General features: G+C 61.2%; 12 protein-coding genes. 4 read left to right on the top strand and 8 right to left on the bottom strand.

Annotated features, from left to right (window positions below):
- Nucleotide 1 precedes the first annotated feature (1 nt).
- From NKH57_RS07985 to NKH57_RS07970, 4 genes are all read right to left on the bottom strand, one after another.
- The gene (locus tag NKH57_RS07985; protein WP_352943296.1) at nt 2-1,030 is read right to left on the bottom strand and encodes an esterase-like activity of phytase family protein; all 1,029 of its coding nucleotides are present in this window, start codon (nt 1,028-1,030) and stop codon (nt 2-4) included.
- Complete coding sequence (cobT, locus tag NKH57_RS07980; protein WP_352943293.1) at nt 1,027-2,925, bottom strand: cobaltochelatase subunit CobT; 1,899 nt, start codon at nt 2,923-2,925, stop codon at nt 1,027-1,029. The genes NKH57_RS07985 and cobT overlap by 4 nt, the downstream gene beginning before the upstream one ends.
- Before the next feature lie 12 nt (nt 2,926-2,937).
- Nucleotides 2,938-3,924, bottom strand: coding sequence for a cobaltochelatase subunit CobS (cobS, locus tag NKH57_RS07975; RefSeq protein ID WP_023757263.1), 987 nt, complete (start codon nt 3,922-3,924; stop codon nt 2,938-2,940).
- A gap of 123 nt (nt 3,925-4,047) precedes the next feature.
- Complete coding sequence (locus NKH57_RS07970) at nt 4,048-4,677, bottom strand: J domain-containing protein (RefSeq protein ID WP_352943289.1); 630 nt, start codon at nt 4,675-4,677, stop codon at nt 4,048-4,050.
- A 182-nt stretch (nt 4,678-4,859) separates the two neighbouring features.
- Here NKH57_RS07970 and NKH57_RS07965 point away from each other — a divergent pair, with 182 nt between their 5' ends.
- Nucleotides 4,860-5,162 (top strand): BolA family protein, encoded by a 303-nt coding sequence (locus tag NKH57_RS07965; RefSeq protein WP_352943286.1) that lies wholly within the window; start codon nt 4,860-4,862, stop codon nt 5,160-5,162.
- 118 nt (nt 5,163-5,280) lie between these two features.
- Here NKH57_RS07965 and NKH57_RS07960 read toward each other — a convergent pair whose 3' ends face one another.
- Nucleotides 5,281-6,087 (bottom strand): alpha/beta hydrolase, encoded by an 807-nt coding sequence (locus NKH57_RS07960; RefSeq protein WP_352943283.1) that lies wholly within the window; start codon nt 6,085-6,087, stop codon nt 5,281-5,283.
- A gap of 439 nt (nt 6,088-6,526) precedes the next feature.
- Here NKH57_RS07960 and NKH57_RS07955 point away from each other — a divergent pair, with 439 nt between their 5' ends.
- The 3 genes from NKH57_RS07955 to NKH57_RS07945 are packed head-to-tail and all read left to right on the top strand — an operon-like array spanning nt 6,527 to nt 11,359.
- Nucleotides 6,527-8,476, top strand: a complete 1,950-nt coding sequence (locus NKH57_RS07955; RefSeq protein ID WP_023757267.1) for a PrkA family serine protein kinase — start codon at nt 6,527-6,529, stop codon at nt 8,474-8,476.
- A gap of 18 nt (nt 8,477-8,494) precedes the next feature.
- Entirely contained in the window at nt 8,495-9,808 is a 1,314-nt protein-coding gene (locus NKH57_RS07950; RefSeq protein ID WP_352727851.1) for a YeaH/YhbH family protein, read from the top strand.
- 9 nt (nt 9,809-9,817) lie between these two features.
- Nucleotides 9,818-11,359 carry a SpoVR family protein gene (locus tag NKH57_RS07945; protein ID WP_352943280.1) on the top strand — a complete coding sequence of 514 codons (1,542 nt, stop codon included), beginning with the start codon at nt 9,818-9,820 and terminating at the stop codon, nt 11,357-11,359.
- Nucleotides 11,360-11,476: 117 nt separating this feature from the next.
- On the opposite strand, the gene NKH57_RS07940 is transcribed toward NKH57_RS07945, so the two are convergent.
- From NKH57_RS07940 to NKH57_RS07930, 3 genes are read right to left on the bottom strand one after another with little or no spacing between them, the layout of a single operon-like run.
- Nucleotides 11,477-12,370, bottom strand: a complete 894-nt coding sequence (locus NKH57_RS07940) for an HlyC/CorC family transporter (protein ID WP_352727847.1) — start codon at nt 12,368-12,370, stop codon at nt 11,477-11,479.
- Nucleotides 12,367-13,509: a 3-dehydroquinate synthase gene (gene aroB / locus NKH57_RS07935; RefSeq protein WP_352727845.1), complete on the bottom strand. Its 1,143-nt coding sequence runs from the start codon at nt 13,507-13,509 to the stop codon at nt 12,367-12,369. The genes NKH57_RS07940 and aroB overlap by 4 nt, the downstream gene beginning before the upstream one ends.
- Complete coding sequence (locus tag NKH57_RS07930; protein ID WP_352727843.1) at nt 13,506-14,117, bottom strand: shikimate kinase; 612 nt, start codon at nt 14,115-14,117, stop codon at nt 13,506-13,508. Before NKH57_RS07930 ends, aroB begins: the two co-directional genes overlap by 4 nt.
- Nucleotides 14,118-14,178 lie beyond the last annotated feature (61 nt).

The following is a 14,178-nucleotide window of genomic DNA, read 5'->3' as shown; positions in this document are numbered from 1 at the left end:
CTTAATCCTGGTGGAGAATAAATTCCAGGTAGAGGTTGCGCTGCAGGATCGAGTGGTTGTCGTCGGAAATCAGCGACACCATCAGCGCACCATCGTCGCGGGTCCAGACGTCGAGCCCTTCCATATTGTCGATCTGGTAGCCCATGTCGGCTTCCAGCAGCACCGGCCCGTCGGCGACCGCACCCTTTTCGACGCTCTCGCCATAAATGCGTCGCAGCCGCATTTTGACGCCCCTGGCCATCGAAAAGCTGCGCTCCAGAAGCAAGAGGTCGCCATCCGGCAGGAAGGCGCCGTCGGTGATGTCGAAGTCGCCGTTGCGCTTGACGGTGAAGACCCCCTTATGCGGCCCTTCGACGATGGCGGCATAGATGTTGCCGGCCTTGTCGAGGCTCTTCTCGGAGACCACGACCAGCCCGCCCTCATGCTGGCCGTTGGCATTGGCGTGGGTGACGGTCTCGAAGCCGCGATTCTGGCGCAGTTCCCCGGCTGGCACCACGAAATCCAGCTGCTTGAACGGCGCCTTCATGTCGGCCGGGTCGATCTTGAACTGGGCGACGCGGTGGTTGCGCTCGAAGCCGACGGTGGCAACGCCGTCCTTGACCGCGAGGCCTTCCGCATCGACCTCCCACTTCTTGTCGATCGGCCGACCGGTTTCGTCGACCATCTGCTGCATGCGGAAATTCTGGATGCCGGACGGCCGCTTGTCGGCGTCGCGGACCACCGTGCCGAAGAACCAGAACCCGGTGTCGGCAACGCCCACGAAATCGCCGCCGGCTTTCAGGAACCGGAACGCCGACAGCGCACCGAAATCGCGCATTGGCGAGGTCATCTCCAGCCCGCCGACGAATTCGAGCGGACCGAACTGCTTGTCGGCGCCGCCAATGTGGAACTCGGCGATTGGCCGGGCCGAGACTTCGACCGGTTCGACCGAACTTGAGCCGAGCGAACCGGCTGCCGCCGAAGCCACGCCAGAAAGCAGGGCGATGGCGGCGAAAATCGTCTGCTGAAAGCCGCCGCGCCTAGAGATCATCCGGCGCGCCGCATGCCGCCGCGCCGCGTATCCTTGGCGCTCTCCTCGGCGAACAGCGAAGCCAATTGCTCGGTCATGGCGCCGGCCAGTTCCTCGGCATCGACGATGGTGACGGCGCGGCGATAATAGCGCGTGACGTCGTGGCCGATGCCGATGGCCAGCAGCTCCACCGGCGAGCGCGTCTCGATCAGCTCGATGACAGCGCGCAGATGGCGCTCGAGATAATTGCCCGGATTGACCGACAGCGTCGAATCGTCGACCGGCGCGCCGTCCGAGATCATCATCAGAATCTTGCGCTGCTCCGGCCGGGCGATCAGCCGGTTGTGCGCCCACAGCAGCGCCTCGCCGTCGATGTTTTCCTTGAGCAGGCCCTCGCGCATCATCAGGCCGAGATTGCGCCGTGCCCGCCGCCATGGATGGTCGGCGGATTTGTAGATGATGTGGCGCAGATCGTTGAGCCGGCCGGGGTTCGGCGGCTTGCCGTCCTTCAGCCACTTCTCGCGCGCCTGCCCGCCCTTCCAGGCCCGGGTGGTGAAGCCGAGGATCTCAACCGAGACGCCGCAACGTTCCAGCGTGCGCGCCAATATGTCGGCGCAGGTGGCCGCGACCGTGATCGGCCGGCCGCGCATGGAGCCCGAATTGTCGAGCACCAGCGTCACCACCGTGTCGCGGAATTTGGTGTCGCGCTCCTGCTTGAAGGACAGGGGCTGCATCGGGTCGATAACGACACGCACCAGCCGCGCCGGATCGAGGTAACCCTCTTCCAGGTCGAAATCCCAGGAGCGGTTCTGCTGCGCCATCAGCCGGCGCTGCAGCCGGTTGGCCAGGCGGCCGACGACGCCGGACAGATTGGCAAGCTGCTTGTCGAGGAAGGCGCGCAGTCGGTCGAGCTCTTCTTCTTCGCAAAGTTCCTCGGCACCGACCGTCTCATCGAAAGCGGTGGTGAAGACCTTGTAGTCGATTTCCTTCGGCAGATTGGTGAAGGGGTTGTCGTTGCGGCGCGCCTCGCCGGGCGTCTCGGCGTCCGCATCGTCATCGTCGGCCAGATCGTCGGCGGTGGCATCGGACGCTTCCGTCTCGGCCGATTGCTCGTCATCGGCCGAAGCCTCGGCATCCTCGGACTGCGACTGCTCGGAGCCCGAATCCTCTTCGCCGCCCTCCTCGCTTTGCTCGTCGCCTTGCGGCTGGTTGTCGTCATTGTCCTCGGAGTCTTCCGTCTCCTGCTCGTCGCCGAGTTCCTCGGCCATTTCCATGGAGGCGAGCATCTCGCGCACGACGCGGGCGAAAGCCTGCTGGTCGCCGAGCTTGGCGGAAAGTCCGTCGAGATCCGACTTGGCCTTTTCCTCGACCCAGGGCCGCCAGAGTTCGACCAGCCGCTGGCCGCTCTTCGGGATCGGCCGACCGGTCAGCTTCTCGCGCACCATGAGCGCAAGTGCTTCCTCGATCGGCGCGTCGGCCTTGTCCCTCACGTCGACGAGATTGGCCTTGGCGTATTTGTCCTCCAGCATCGAGCCGATATTGTCGGCGACGCCTTGCATGGCACGTGAGCCGATCGCCTCGACACGGGCCTGCTCGACCGCGTCATAGATGGCGCGGGCCGCCTTGCCATCCGGCGCCAGCTTGGTGTGGATGCGCACATCGTGGCAGGCGCGCTTCAGCGCCATCGAATCACCGAGGCCGCGGGTGATCGCGATGTCGGTCTTCGAAGCCTTCTTCGGCAGTTCGGGCAGGCGCGCGCGGCTGCCGGCGAGTGCCGGCCTATCCTTGGCGAAACCGACTTCAAGCTCCTTGTCGCCGGCAATGGCGCGCATGCAGACGGTGACGGCGCGCTTGAAGCTGTCGGCTTCAGACCCCGTCTTCGACTTGTTGCGCGTGTTGTCGCCCGGACCCGCCATCGAGACTCTGCTTTAGCCCAGCACCACGTTCGCGGCGCTCTCGGGCAGATCCTCCCCAAAAGCACGTTGATAGAACTCGGCCACCAACGAACGCTCCAGCTCGTCGCATTTGTTGAGAAAGGTCAGGCGGAACGCCATGCCGATATTGCCGAAGATCTCGGCATTTTCGGCCCAGGTGATCACGGTACGTGGGCTCATCACCGTCGAGAGATCGCCATTGATGAACGCCGAGCGCGTCATGTCGGCGACGCGCACCATCTTATTGACGATTTCCTTGCCCTTGCCGTCGCGATAGTGCTTGGCTTTGGCCAGCACGATGGCAACTTCATTGTCGTGCGGCAGGTAGTTCAGCGTGGTGACGATCGACCAGCGGTCCATCTGCGCCTGGTTGATCTGCTGGGTTCCGTGATAGAGGCCGGTGGTGTCGCCGAGGCCGACCGTGTTGGCGGTCGAGAACAGCCGGAACGCCGGATGCGGACGGATGACCCGGCTCTGATCGAGCAGCGTCAGCCGGCCCGACGATTCCAGCACGCGCTGGATGACGAACATCACGTCCGGACGGCCGGCGTCATATTCGTCGAAGCATAGCGCGACATTGTGCTGGTAGGCCCAGGGCAGGATGCCGTCGCGGAATTCCGTGATCTGCAGCCCGTCCTTGACGACGATCGCGTCCTTGCCGACGAGATCGATACGGCTGACATGGCTGTCGAGGTTGACGCGCACGCAGGGCCAGTTGAGGCGGGCGGCGACCTGTTCGATATGGGTCGACTTGCCGGTGCCGTGATAGCCCGACACCATGACGCGGCGGTTGTAGGCAAAGCCCGCCAGTATCGCCATCGTCGTGTTCTTGTCGAAGAGATAGTCCGGGTCGATGTCGGGCACATGCTCTGATGTCACCGAATAGGCCGGCACCACCATCTTGGACTCGAAACCGAATTTCTCCTTCACCGACACCGTCGTGTCGGGCAGGTTGGCGATGTCGCGATCGACCTTGTTCATATCTCTCAACGTCTCCACGGGCGAAAAGCCTGATTTCGCCGGCAATCGATTTTGTCCGGGGGCGGTCTTAGAGCCTTTTCCAACCTTATGAAAGTTGGAAAACGACGCGAACCGTATGGTCGCTCAGCACAGGCCCGCCTGTTTGAGCACGCGATAGGCCTGCAGCACATCGCGGAACCGGTCTTCCGAACCTCTGTCGCCACCATTCGCATCCGGATGGTGGAGTTTCACCAGTTCCTTATAGCGCGCCTTGATTTCGTTGCCAGTCGCCTTTGTATCAAGGCCAAGCGTTTCCAGCGCCTTGGCCTCAAGCGGCTTGGCCTTGCGCTCGCGCGCCTCGCGCGGATCCTTCGGCCCCTTGAACAGGTCGAAGGGGTCACGCATGCGATTGTAGTAGCCGGCGCGGCCGGAACGCATCTGCGCCATATCGGGCGACGACCGCGTCGAGGCACCGTTGGCGCCCATCTTCCAGGTCGGCCGATGGCCGGTCATCGCTTCCTTCTGGAAACGCGCGACCTCGGTGTCCGGCACGCCGGAGAAATAGTTGAAGCCCTTGTTGTATTCGCGCACATGGTCGAAGCAGAAGCGGAAATACTCGCCTTCCTTCATCCGCCCGACCGGCGCGCGATGTGTGCCCGCCTCCTTGCAGCCGTCCCACTGGCAGATCGGCGAGTGCGACTTCAGCTCCGCGTCCTTGTCGGGGCGGACGCGAATCTTCTCGAAATATTTGGGGTACGGCTTCATCTTACCCATTTATGGGGCGTTCGCAGATGCGAAACAAGAATTGACATTTTCGCGATGATCGCCCTAACCGCTGAATCGCGGCATAAAACAGGCGAATGGCGGATTTTGTTGAGCGGCAGCGGCTTTTGCGCAGACCAATTCCGGTTTTTGCGGGCAGATATGCCGGCCATATGTGGTGAAGGAAGACGGCAATGTCCATACAGACGACGATGGAAGACAAGCTCACCAAGGCGTTTTCGCCGGACCGGCTGGTCATCATCAACGAGAGCCATCTCCATGCCGGCCATCACCACCACGGCTCCGACCATCATGGCGCCTATGACGGCACAGGAGAGACGCATTTTCGCGTGCGCGTCGTCTCATCCGCCTTTGCCGGCATGAGCCGCATCGACCGCCATCGCGCCGTCAACGAACTGCTTGCCGACGAGTTGAAGGCCGGCGTGCATGCGCTGGCGATCGAACCGGCAGCGCCCGGCGAAAAGACCCGCTGGTAGCTCGGTTCCGCCGCCCGCTTTTCGCCGCGCTCAGAGCACCGCCTCGAACAGAAACGGCAATGCGCCGAGCCGTTCGCACGTGGTCTGATCCAGCAGCTAGCTGACGCACGAGCCTCGATCAGCCGACCGTCGATTTCAGGAATGCCAGCGCGGCCGCGGTCAGCGCGTCGCCGTCCTCGCCGAAATCGCGATTGATCGACATGTGCGTATAGGCGCTGCCGTCGAACAGGGTAACCTCGGTGCCGGTGGCGCGCAGGCGTTCGGCAAAAGTCTTCGAGGCTTCGCCACGGCCTGGCGCTCCCGAATAGGCGATGAAGGTCGGCGGATGCCTGCGGCCCTCGACATAGCTGGCCGGTGAAAGTGCGGCCCATTGCGAGGGGTCGGAAAAGACCCGAGCATAGGCCCGGACCATGCCGCCATTCCTGGCGAGCGCTGCAAGATCGTAGGCGCGGGTGTCATCGAGAAGCAAGGCAGCGACGTCCGGCAACCCGCCGCGCATGCCGCTCAGTGCAATCAGATGACAGCCGGCCGAATGACCCATGCCGACAATACGCTTGGGGTCGCCGCCATGCTGGGCGATGTTGGCTCTGATATAGGCATAGGCCTTTTCGACGTCACCAGCCTGGGTTGCGACACCGGCCTCAGGCAACATGCGGTAATCGATGGAGACGAAGCAGAAGCCATTGGCCAGCAGGAAAGCCGGCTTGGCGTTGACCTGGCTGCGTTTGCCGAATTGCCAGGTGCCGCCATGGGCGAAGAACACGACCGGCATGCCGGTGGCGTCATCAGGCGCATAGATGTCGAGCTTGGCTGGCCCGTAGTCGAAAGTTCTTGGCGCCGGTTGGCGCAAGCGCCACACGGCCGATGCTCCCAATGGCAGCATCGCCGCCACGGAAGCCAGAATGAAGCTTCGTCGATCGATCATCGTGGTCTCCCGACCATGTCGACCAAGAGTGCCAGCGGGCGGCACAAGCGTCCAGTTGAGTATGGCACATGGATCCGGTTCGGTGACCGACCATCGATCCGAACCGCGAATGGGCTCTCAACCTTTTTGGACGCTCATCCGCTGTAGAGGAGACCAGATCGATCAGGCTCATCGAACGCGCATCGGGCCACAGCTCACGCCAATCAAATGCATTGCGCTCGCGGTTCAGTTCACGAAATCAATTTTTGTCCTTGACGCCTCAGCCGACCATCACCACCCTAAGTTGTTGGATACGCATTCCAATCACATCGGGTGCTGTTCCGCGCCGATGCCAGGCGCACGTTCTCTCCTTCATGTGATGGGAACCACAACGCACTCCGATAGTTGAATAGATTGAGGAACCATCCGGCAGCCAGAACGGCTTTGAGGGCGGAATATCATGCGCGAGAATCAGTCCGACGTCTTCGACCTGTTTTCGGAGATTTATGCGAACGAGGGCCAGGAGGAAATCAGTCTCCAGCAGTACCTACTTGCCTGCCGGGAGGACAAATCGATGTATGCCTCGGCGCCTGAACGGATGGTCGAGGCAATCGGCGAGCCTAACCTGATCGACACCAGCAAGGACGAGCGACTGGGCCGCATTTTCTCGAACCGCACCGTCAAGATCTATCCATCCTTCTCCGACTTCTACGGCATGGAGGATACGATCGAGCGCATTGCCGGATATTTCCGCTATGCCTCCCAGGGACTCGAGGAGCGCAAACAGATCCTCTACCTCCTCGGCCCTGTCGGCGGCGGCAAATCCTCTCTGGCCGAACGGCTGAAGAGACTGATGGAGGAACGCCCGATCTACACGCTGAAGGCCGGCAACCAGGTCAGTCCGGTTTTCGAATCGCCACTCGGCCTTTTCAATCCCGATCGCATGGGCGACCTGCTGGAAGATAAATACGGGATAGCCCGGCGCCGTCTCAATGGGCTCATCTCACCCTGGGCGGCCAAGCGACTTGACGAATTGTCCGGCGACATTTCGAAATTCAGCGTGGTCAAGTTGAAGCCTTCGCGGCTGCGCCAGGTCGCCATCGCCAAGACGGAGCCTGGCGACGAGAACAATCAGGATGTCTCGGCCCTGGTCGGCAAAGTCGATATCAGGCAACTGGAAAATTTCAGCCAGTCCGATCCGGACGCCTATTCATACAGTGGTGGACTGAACCGAACCACCCAGGGCCTGCTCGAGTTCGTCGAAATGTTCAAGGCGCCCATCAAGGTCCTGCATCCGCTGCTGACCGCGACCCAGGAGGGCAGCTACAACGGTACCGAGAATTTCGGTGCCTTCCCCTATCAAGGCATTATCGTGGCCCATTCCAACGAGTCGGAATGGCAGCAGTTCAAGAACAACAAGAACAACGAGGCTTTCCTCGATCGCATCCTCGTGGTCAAGGTGCCGTATTGTCTGCGGATAACTGAAGAGAAACATATCTACGAAAAGCTGCTGCGGGAGAGCGAATTGGCCAACAGTTCCTGTGCCCCCGAGGTGCTGGATATTCTCAGTCGATTTACCGTCTCGACCCGCTTGGCCAAGCACGACAATTCGCCGCTCTACACCAAGATGCGCGCCTATGACGGCGAGAACCTCAAGGAAATCGACCCAAAGGCGAAACCGGTTCAGGAATATCGCGATGCCGCCGGCGTCGACGAGGGCATGGCCGGCGTCAGCACGCGTTTTGCCTTCAAGATCCTGTCGCAGACCTTCAACTATGACACCGAGGAGGTGGCTGCCGACCCCGTACATCTCATGTACATCCTCGAGGAGGCAATCAAACGCGAACAGTTTCCGAAGGAGACGGAAGCGGACTACCTGGAATTCATCAAGTCCGAGCTGGCGGCGCGGTATGCCGAGTTTATCGGCCACGAAATCCAGAAGGCCTATCTGGAATCGTACAGCGAGTACGGCCAGAACCTTTTCGATCGCTACATCGCCTATGCCGATGCCTGGATCGAGGATCAGGACTATAAGGATCCCGACACCGGTCAAATCCTCAACCGCGAGGTTCTGGACAATGAACTGTCGCAGGTCGAAAAGCCGGCCGGCATCGCCAATCCCAAGGACTTCCGCAACGAGGTGGTGAAGTTCACATTGCGCGCCCGTGCAAGAAACCATGGCCGTAACCCGGCGTGGACAAGTTACGAAAAGCTGCGGGAAGTCATCGAGAAGCGCATGTTCGGCCAGGTCGAGGACCTTCTGCCGGTGATCAGCTTCGGCTCCAAGCAAGATAGCGTCACTGAAAAGCGGCACAATGAATTCGTGCAGCGCATGGTCGAGCGCGGCTACACCCAGCGGCAGGTGCGTCGCCTTGTGGACTGGTACATGCGGGTGAACAGGGCGGGTTGAGAGAGCCCGGATAGTTCCATGCCGATCTTCATCGACCGTCGCCTGAACCCGAAGGACAAGAGCCTCGGCAATCGCCAGCGCTTTCTCAGGCGTGCACGCGAGGAACTGAAGCGGAGCATACGCGATCAGATCCGCACCGGCAGGATCGCCGACGCCGATGCCGAGCATGCTGTGCCCATGCCGGAGAGCGGCACTGACGAACCGAGTTTCAACAACGCCCGCAACAGCGGCAGGCGCCAGCACATCCTGCCGGGCAACAGGCATTTCTCCCCTGGAGATCTGCTCCCCAAACCCGGCGGGGGCGGCGGCGCGGGAGGGGCGTCCCCGGGGAATACAGCGTCTGAAGACGACTTTCGTTTCGTGCTGTCGCGTGAAGAGGTGCTCGATCTTTTTTTTGAGGATCTCGAACTCCCAGATATGGTCAAGCTCAACCTCAAGGAGATCCTTGCATACAAGTCGCGCCGGGCTGGCTTCGCCGCCACCGGCTCACCGACCAACATCAATGTTGTGCGCACCATGCGTAACAGCCACGGCCGCCGCATTGCGCTGAGGCGTCCTAAGCAGGAGGAGTTGGACGCGATCCTTCAGGAAATCGCGGCGCTCGAGTTGGTGCCATCCAGCGTGGCGGCGCGCCAGCGCATTGCGGCATTGAGGGAGGAGCTTGACCGGCTGGAGCGGCGGCGCAGGCGAATTGCCTATGTCGATCCGGTCGACATCCGCTTCAACCGCTTCGATCCCCGACCTGTGCCGAATGCCAATGCCGTCATGTTCTGCCTGATGGATGTGTCCGGCTCGATGGGTGAACGCGAAAAGGATCTGGCAAAGCGCTTCTTCGTACTGCTGCACCTGTTCTTGAAACGGCGCTACGAGCGCATCGAGATCGTCTTCATCCGCCACACGCATCTGGCCCAGGAGGTCGATGAGGAAACATTTTTCTACAACACGCAAAGTGGCGGCACTGTCGTTTCCACCGCGCTGGAGGAAATGCACCGAATTATTGATGCACGTTACCCCGCCCACGAGTGGAACATCTACGCTGCCCAGGCCTCCGACGGTGACAATTTCGGCGGCGATTCCGAGCGATGCATAGCATTGCTCAACGGCAAGCTCATGCGGTTGTGCCAGTATTTTGCCTATGTCGAGATCATCGACGAGCGTGAAGCCCATATCTTCGGCTCGACCGAAAACGGGACATCGCTATGGCGTGCCTATAGCGAAATCGACCTGAAATGGTCGAACTTCCAGATGAGCCGCATCGCCACGCCCGCGGATATCTACCCGGTTTTTCGCCAACTCTTCGGCAGACAGCCGGCTTCCCTCAAGGTTGCATGAGGGGATTCAATGGCCAGACAAGCCGGTAAATCCAGCCTGCTTTTTTCAGGGTCCGATTGGGATTTCAAGACATTGTCGAGGACCTATGACACGATCGAGGCAATCGCGATCGAAGAGCTTCATCTCGACACCTACCCGGTGCAGATGGAGATCATCTCGTCCCAGCAGATGCTCGACGCCTATTCATCGGTCGGCATGCCACTGATGTACCGTCACTGGTCTTTCGGCAAACATTTCCTCCAACACGACCTGCTCTATCGTAAGGGCGGTCGAGGGCTTGCCTATGAACTGGTCATCAATTCCAATCCGTGCATCGTCTATCTGATGGAGGAAAACACCATGGCCCTGCAGGCCTTGGTGACGGCCCATGCTGCGCTCGGGCATAATCATTTCTTCAAGAACAATCAGCTGTTCAAGCAGTGGACGGACGCCGGGGCGATCCTCAACTACCTGGATTTCGCCAAGGGCTACATTGTCCGCTGCGAGGAGCGGCATGGCCTCGCCGCCGTAGAGGCTGTTCTTGATTCCGCCCATGCGCTGATGGCGCAAGGCGTGTTCCGCTATCACCGGCCACCGAAGCTGTCGTCGGAACGGCAGCGTGAAGGACTTCGCGAGCGCCTCGAATACGAAGAGCAAACCTATAATGATCTGTGGCGTACGCTGCCACCGTCGCAGCAAAAGGCTAACGACAAGAGAGAAGACCCGGAGCGGAAGAAATCGCTCAACCTTCCCGAGGAAAACCTGCTTTACTTCCTGGAAAAGAACAGCCTGGTCCTGGAGCCCTGGCAGCGTGAGATCGTCAGGATCGTTCGCGTCATAGCACAATATTTCTACCCACAACGGCAAACGCAGGTGATGAACGAGGGCTGCGCCACTTTCGTCCACTATACGCTGATGAACATGCTGTACGATCGCGGCCAGATCAGTGAAGGCGCCATGCTGGAAATCCTGCGGAATCATTCCAACGTGGTCTTCCAGCCGGCCTACGACGATCCGCGGTTTTCGGGCATCAACCCTTACGCTCTCGGCCTCGATATGATGCAGGACATCAAGCGCATTTCGACCGAACCGACGGCCGAGGACCGCGATTGGTTTCCCGACTTCGCCGGCCGCGGCAACTGGCTAGAGGTCCTGCTCGACGCCTGGGCAGATCACCGCGACGAGTCCTTTATCCGTCAATATCTCAGTCCGAGTTTGATCCGGAAATGGCGGCTCTTCGTGCTCGGCGACGCTGCCGACCAACCGCATTTCGAGGTAGCTTCGATCCACAACGAACGCGGCTATGCCAAGGTCCGCGCCGCGCTTGCCCACAGCTACGAGATCGGAGCGAACCAACCGGACATCCAGGTAATGGATGTCGATCTGCTCGGTGACCGGCATTTGAGACTGCAGCACAAGGTCAATAACGGCATTCTTCTCGAGGAGGCCAGCCGTGACGCCACGCTTCGTCACATCCGCAGGCTTTGGGGTTACGAGGTCAGCTTGGCGGCCGTCGACGCTGAGACGGGCGCGGCGATCCACGAACGCTCGACGAGCCAGATCGCAGAATGAGGCTCCGTGGGCTGGTTTTCATGGCGTCAAAAGTGCTCAGCGGTCCTGGGCGACATGCATGATCACGCGACTTGAATCGAATGGCGTCGCTGTCTTCGTTTCGACGGGACGCGCTTTTTAAGCGTCGCCGGCTGGCCTGATCCTCAGCCTGGCAATCCGGTTCTTGTCGCGCTTCATAACGGTGAAGCGCTTGCCGTGGAATGTGAAAGCCTGCTTCTCCTCAGGGATCGATTGCGTCTCGTGGATAACGAGGCCGGCAATGGTGGTCGCCTCCTCATCCGGCAGGTTCCAGTCGAGCGCCCGGTTCAGGTCGCGGATCGGCACCGTGCCGTCGACGACGACGGAGCCGTCGGCCTCCTGCTTGACGCCTTGGATGTCGACATCGTGCTCGTCCGCGATCTCGCCGACGATCTCCTCGATGATGTCCTCCAGCGTCACCAGCCCTTCGACTTCGCCATATTCGTCGACGACGACGGCGAAATGCGCCTTGCGGCGAAGGAAGGCGTTAAGCTGTTCCTGCAACGTCGTGGTGTCGGGCACGAACCATGGTTTCGAGGCGATCTTCATCACGTCGATCCTGGAGAAGTCGTTGCCGACTTCATTCAAGGCGCGCAACAGATCCTTGGCGTGCAGCACGCCGACGATGTTGTCGAGCGAGCCTTTCCACAACGGCATCCGGGTGTGCGGGCTCTGCAGGATCTCGCGCACCACCGCCTCCGGCGCATTGTCGGCGTTGACCGAGCGCATGTTGGTACGGTGGACCATGATGTCGGAGACTTCGAGTTCGGCGAGGTCGAACAGTCCGCCGACGCGATCACGGTCCTCGCGCACCACCTGGCCGTCGCGGCGGAAATCGTCGACCGCGCCGCGCAACTCATCCTGGGTGGAGCGCCGCGGCTCGATGCGCGACAGCTCATAGCCGAAAGCGGCAAGCAGGCGCGTGCGCAAGGCAACGACCAGCAGGAGGAGGACGGCAAGGACAGCGACGACGATCCAGCCGGTCTCGTTCATCTCCGAGTGCTTTCCTTCGGGCTCGGATGGTTCTCCCTGAGGAACGACAGAACTTCCGAGGCCGGCACGTCCTTGGCGATGAAGGCTTGGCCGATGCCACGCGTCAGGATGAAGGTCAGCGCGCCGCGCGACACCTTCTTGTCCTGGGTGATGAAGGCAAGCAGGCTTTCGGCATCCGGCAAATCGCCCGGGATATCGGCCATGCGCCAGGGTAGGCCGACGGTGCGCAGATGCGCCTCGACGCGTGCGGCATCGTCGGGACTGGCCAGGTTGAGCCGCGACGAGAACCGATGTGCCAGTGCCATACCAATGGCGACACCCTCGCCATGGACGAGGCGGGATCCGTCATACTGGGTGGCGGCTTCCAGTGCGTGGCCGAACGTGTGGCCGAGATTGAGCAGCGCGCGGTCGCCGGTCTCGAACTCGTCGCGCGCAACAACGTCGGCCTTGGCCCGGCAGGCTTCGGCAATGGCCTGCGCCCTCTCCGGTCCGCCAGCAAAAACCTGGCCCCAGTTCCCTTCCAGCCAGGCGAAAAATTCCGGCCGGTCGATGAGCCCATACTTGGCGAGTTCGGCATAGCCGGCGCGGAATTCGCGGATCGGCAGCGTGTCGAGCACTCCGGTGTCGGCCAGCACCAGCTTCGGCTGATGGAAGACGCCGACAAGGTTCTTGCCGCGCGTACTGTTGATGCCGGTCTTGCCGCCGACGGAGGAATCGACCTGCGCCAGCAGTGAGGTCGGGATCTGCACGAAATTCATGCCGCGGCGCACGATGCCGGCGGCAAAGCCGGCAAGGTCGCCGATAACGCCGCCGCCCAAGGCGATGACAATGTCGCCGCGCTCCAGTTTCGCAGCCAGCACGCCATCCACCACTTCTTCAAGATGGGCAAAGCTTTTGGTCTTCTCGCCGGGCGGCAGCGTGATGACGGCCGACTCTATACCGCCCGTTTCGAGGCCGGCCTTCAGCACATCGAGATGCGCTGCCGCGACGTTGGCGTCGGTGATCACAGCGGCGCGGGTGCCCGGCAGGCGGCGCGAAATCTCCGCGCCGGCGCGTGACAGCAGTCCCGAGCCGATCAGGATGTCATAGGTCCGCTCGCCGAGGCCGACTTGGACAATGACTGGCTGATCCAGGCTCATGATCTGACCTCGCTAGTCGCGGCAGTCTCATCGATGCCGAAATGCCGACACAGCGCCTCCACCACCTCGGTTGCGATGATCTCCTTGCGATCGTCGCGAGTCGGCACCGTGACATCGGATGTCGCATAGACCGGATAGCGCTCGCTCATCAGCCGCTCCAGCACGGCGCGGGGATCGGCACTTTTCAACAGCGGCCGGTTCTGCTTCTTGGAGACGCGGTCAATCAAAAGGTCGAGTTCGGCTTTCAGCCACACCGACACGCCGTGCGCAGCGATCGCCTCGCGCGTATGCGCGTTCATGAAGGCGCCTCCGCCCGTCGAAAGCACTTGTGGGCCATTTTCCAGCACGCGCAGGATGACGCGCTGCTCCAGTGCTCTGAATTCGGTCTCGCCATAGCGCTCGAACAGCTCCGGAACGGTCATGCGCGAGACGCTTTCGATCTCCTGGTCGCTGTCGATGAAGGGCAGCGACAGCATCGTCGCCACCTTGCGGCCGATCGCCGTCTTGCCGGCACCCATCAACCCGACAAAGACGATGGAACGGCTGCCCAGCCGACCGAGCAGCACGGCGTGGGTCTCGTCTGGAGGATTTGCTGGCAGCGCGTTCATCGGATGTATCGAGGGCCCTCTTTGCCGGCGTATCGACATGAAAAGCCCGTTTGCGTCAAGC

It is taken from the genome of Mesorhizobium sp. M1050 (assembly GCF_040318715.1).
Classification (GTDB): Bacteria; Pseudomonadota; Alphaproteobacteria; order Rhizobiales; family Rhizobiaceae; genus Mesorhizobium.
Note: the sequence above shows the minus strand (reverse complement) of the source record. Positions and strands in the feature narration are given on the sequence as shown.

Coding starts and splice junctions, on each gene's coding strand:
- NKH57_RS07985 (WP_352943296.1), bottom strand. CDS start 1,030: ATGATCTCTAGGCGCGGCGGCTTTCAGCAGACGATTTTCGCCGCCATC.
- NKH57_RS07940 (WP_352727847.1), bottom strand. CDS start 12,370: ATGAACGAGACCGGCTGGATCGTCGTCGCTGTCCTTGCCGTCCTCCTC.
- NKH57_RS07950 (WP_352727851.1), top strand. CDS start 8,495: ATGCCGATCTTCATCGACCGTCGCCTGAACCCGAAGGACAAGAGCCTC.
- NKH57_RS07945 (WP_352943280.1), top strand. CDS start 9,818: ATGGCCAGACAAGCCGGTAAATCCAGCCTGCTTTTTTCAGGGTCCGAT.
- cobT (WP_352943293.1), bottom strand. CDS start 2,925: ATGGCGGGTCCGGGCGACAACACGCGCAACAAGTCGAAGACGGGGTCT.
- cobS (WP_023757263.1), bottom strand. CDS start 3,924: ATGAACAAGGTCGATCGCGACATCGCCAACCTGCCCGACACGACGGTG.
- NKH57_RS07970 (WP_352943289.1), bottom strand. CDS start 4,677: ATGGGTAAGATGAAGCCGTACCCCAAATATTTCGAGAAGATTCGCGTC.
- NKH57_RS07955 (WP_023757267.1), top strand. CDS start 6,527: ATGCGCGAGAATCAGTCCGACGTCTTCGACCTGTTTTCGGAGATTTAT.
- NKH57_RS07960 (WP_352943283.1), bottom strand. CDS start 6,087: ATGATCGATCGACGAAGCTTCATTCTGGCTTCCGTGGCGGCGATGCTG.
- aroB (WP_352727845.1), bottom strand. CDS start 13,509: ATGAGCCTGGATCAGCCAGTCATTGTCCAAGTCGGCCTCGGCGAGCGG.
- NKH57_RS07930 (WP_352727843.1), bottom strand. CDS start 14,117: ATGAACGCGCTGCCAGCAAATCCTCCAGACGAGACCCACGCCGTGCTG.
- NKH57_RS07965 (WP_352943286.1), top strand. CDS start 4,860: ATGTCCATACAGACGACGATGGAAGACAAGCTCACCAAGGCGTTTTCG.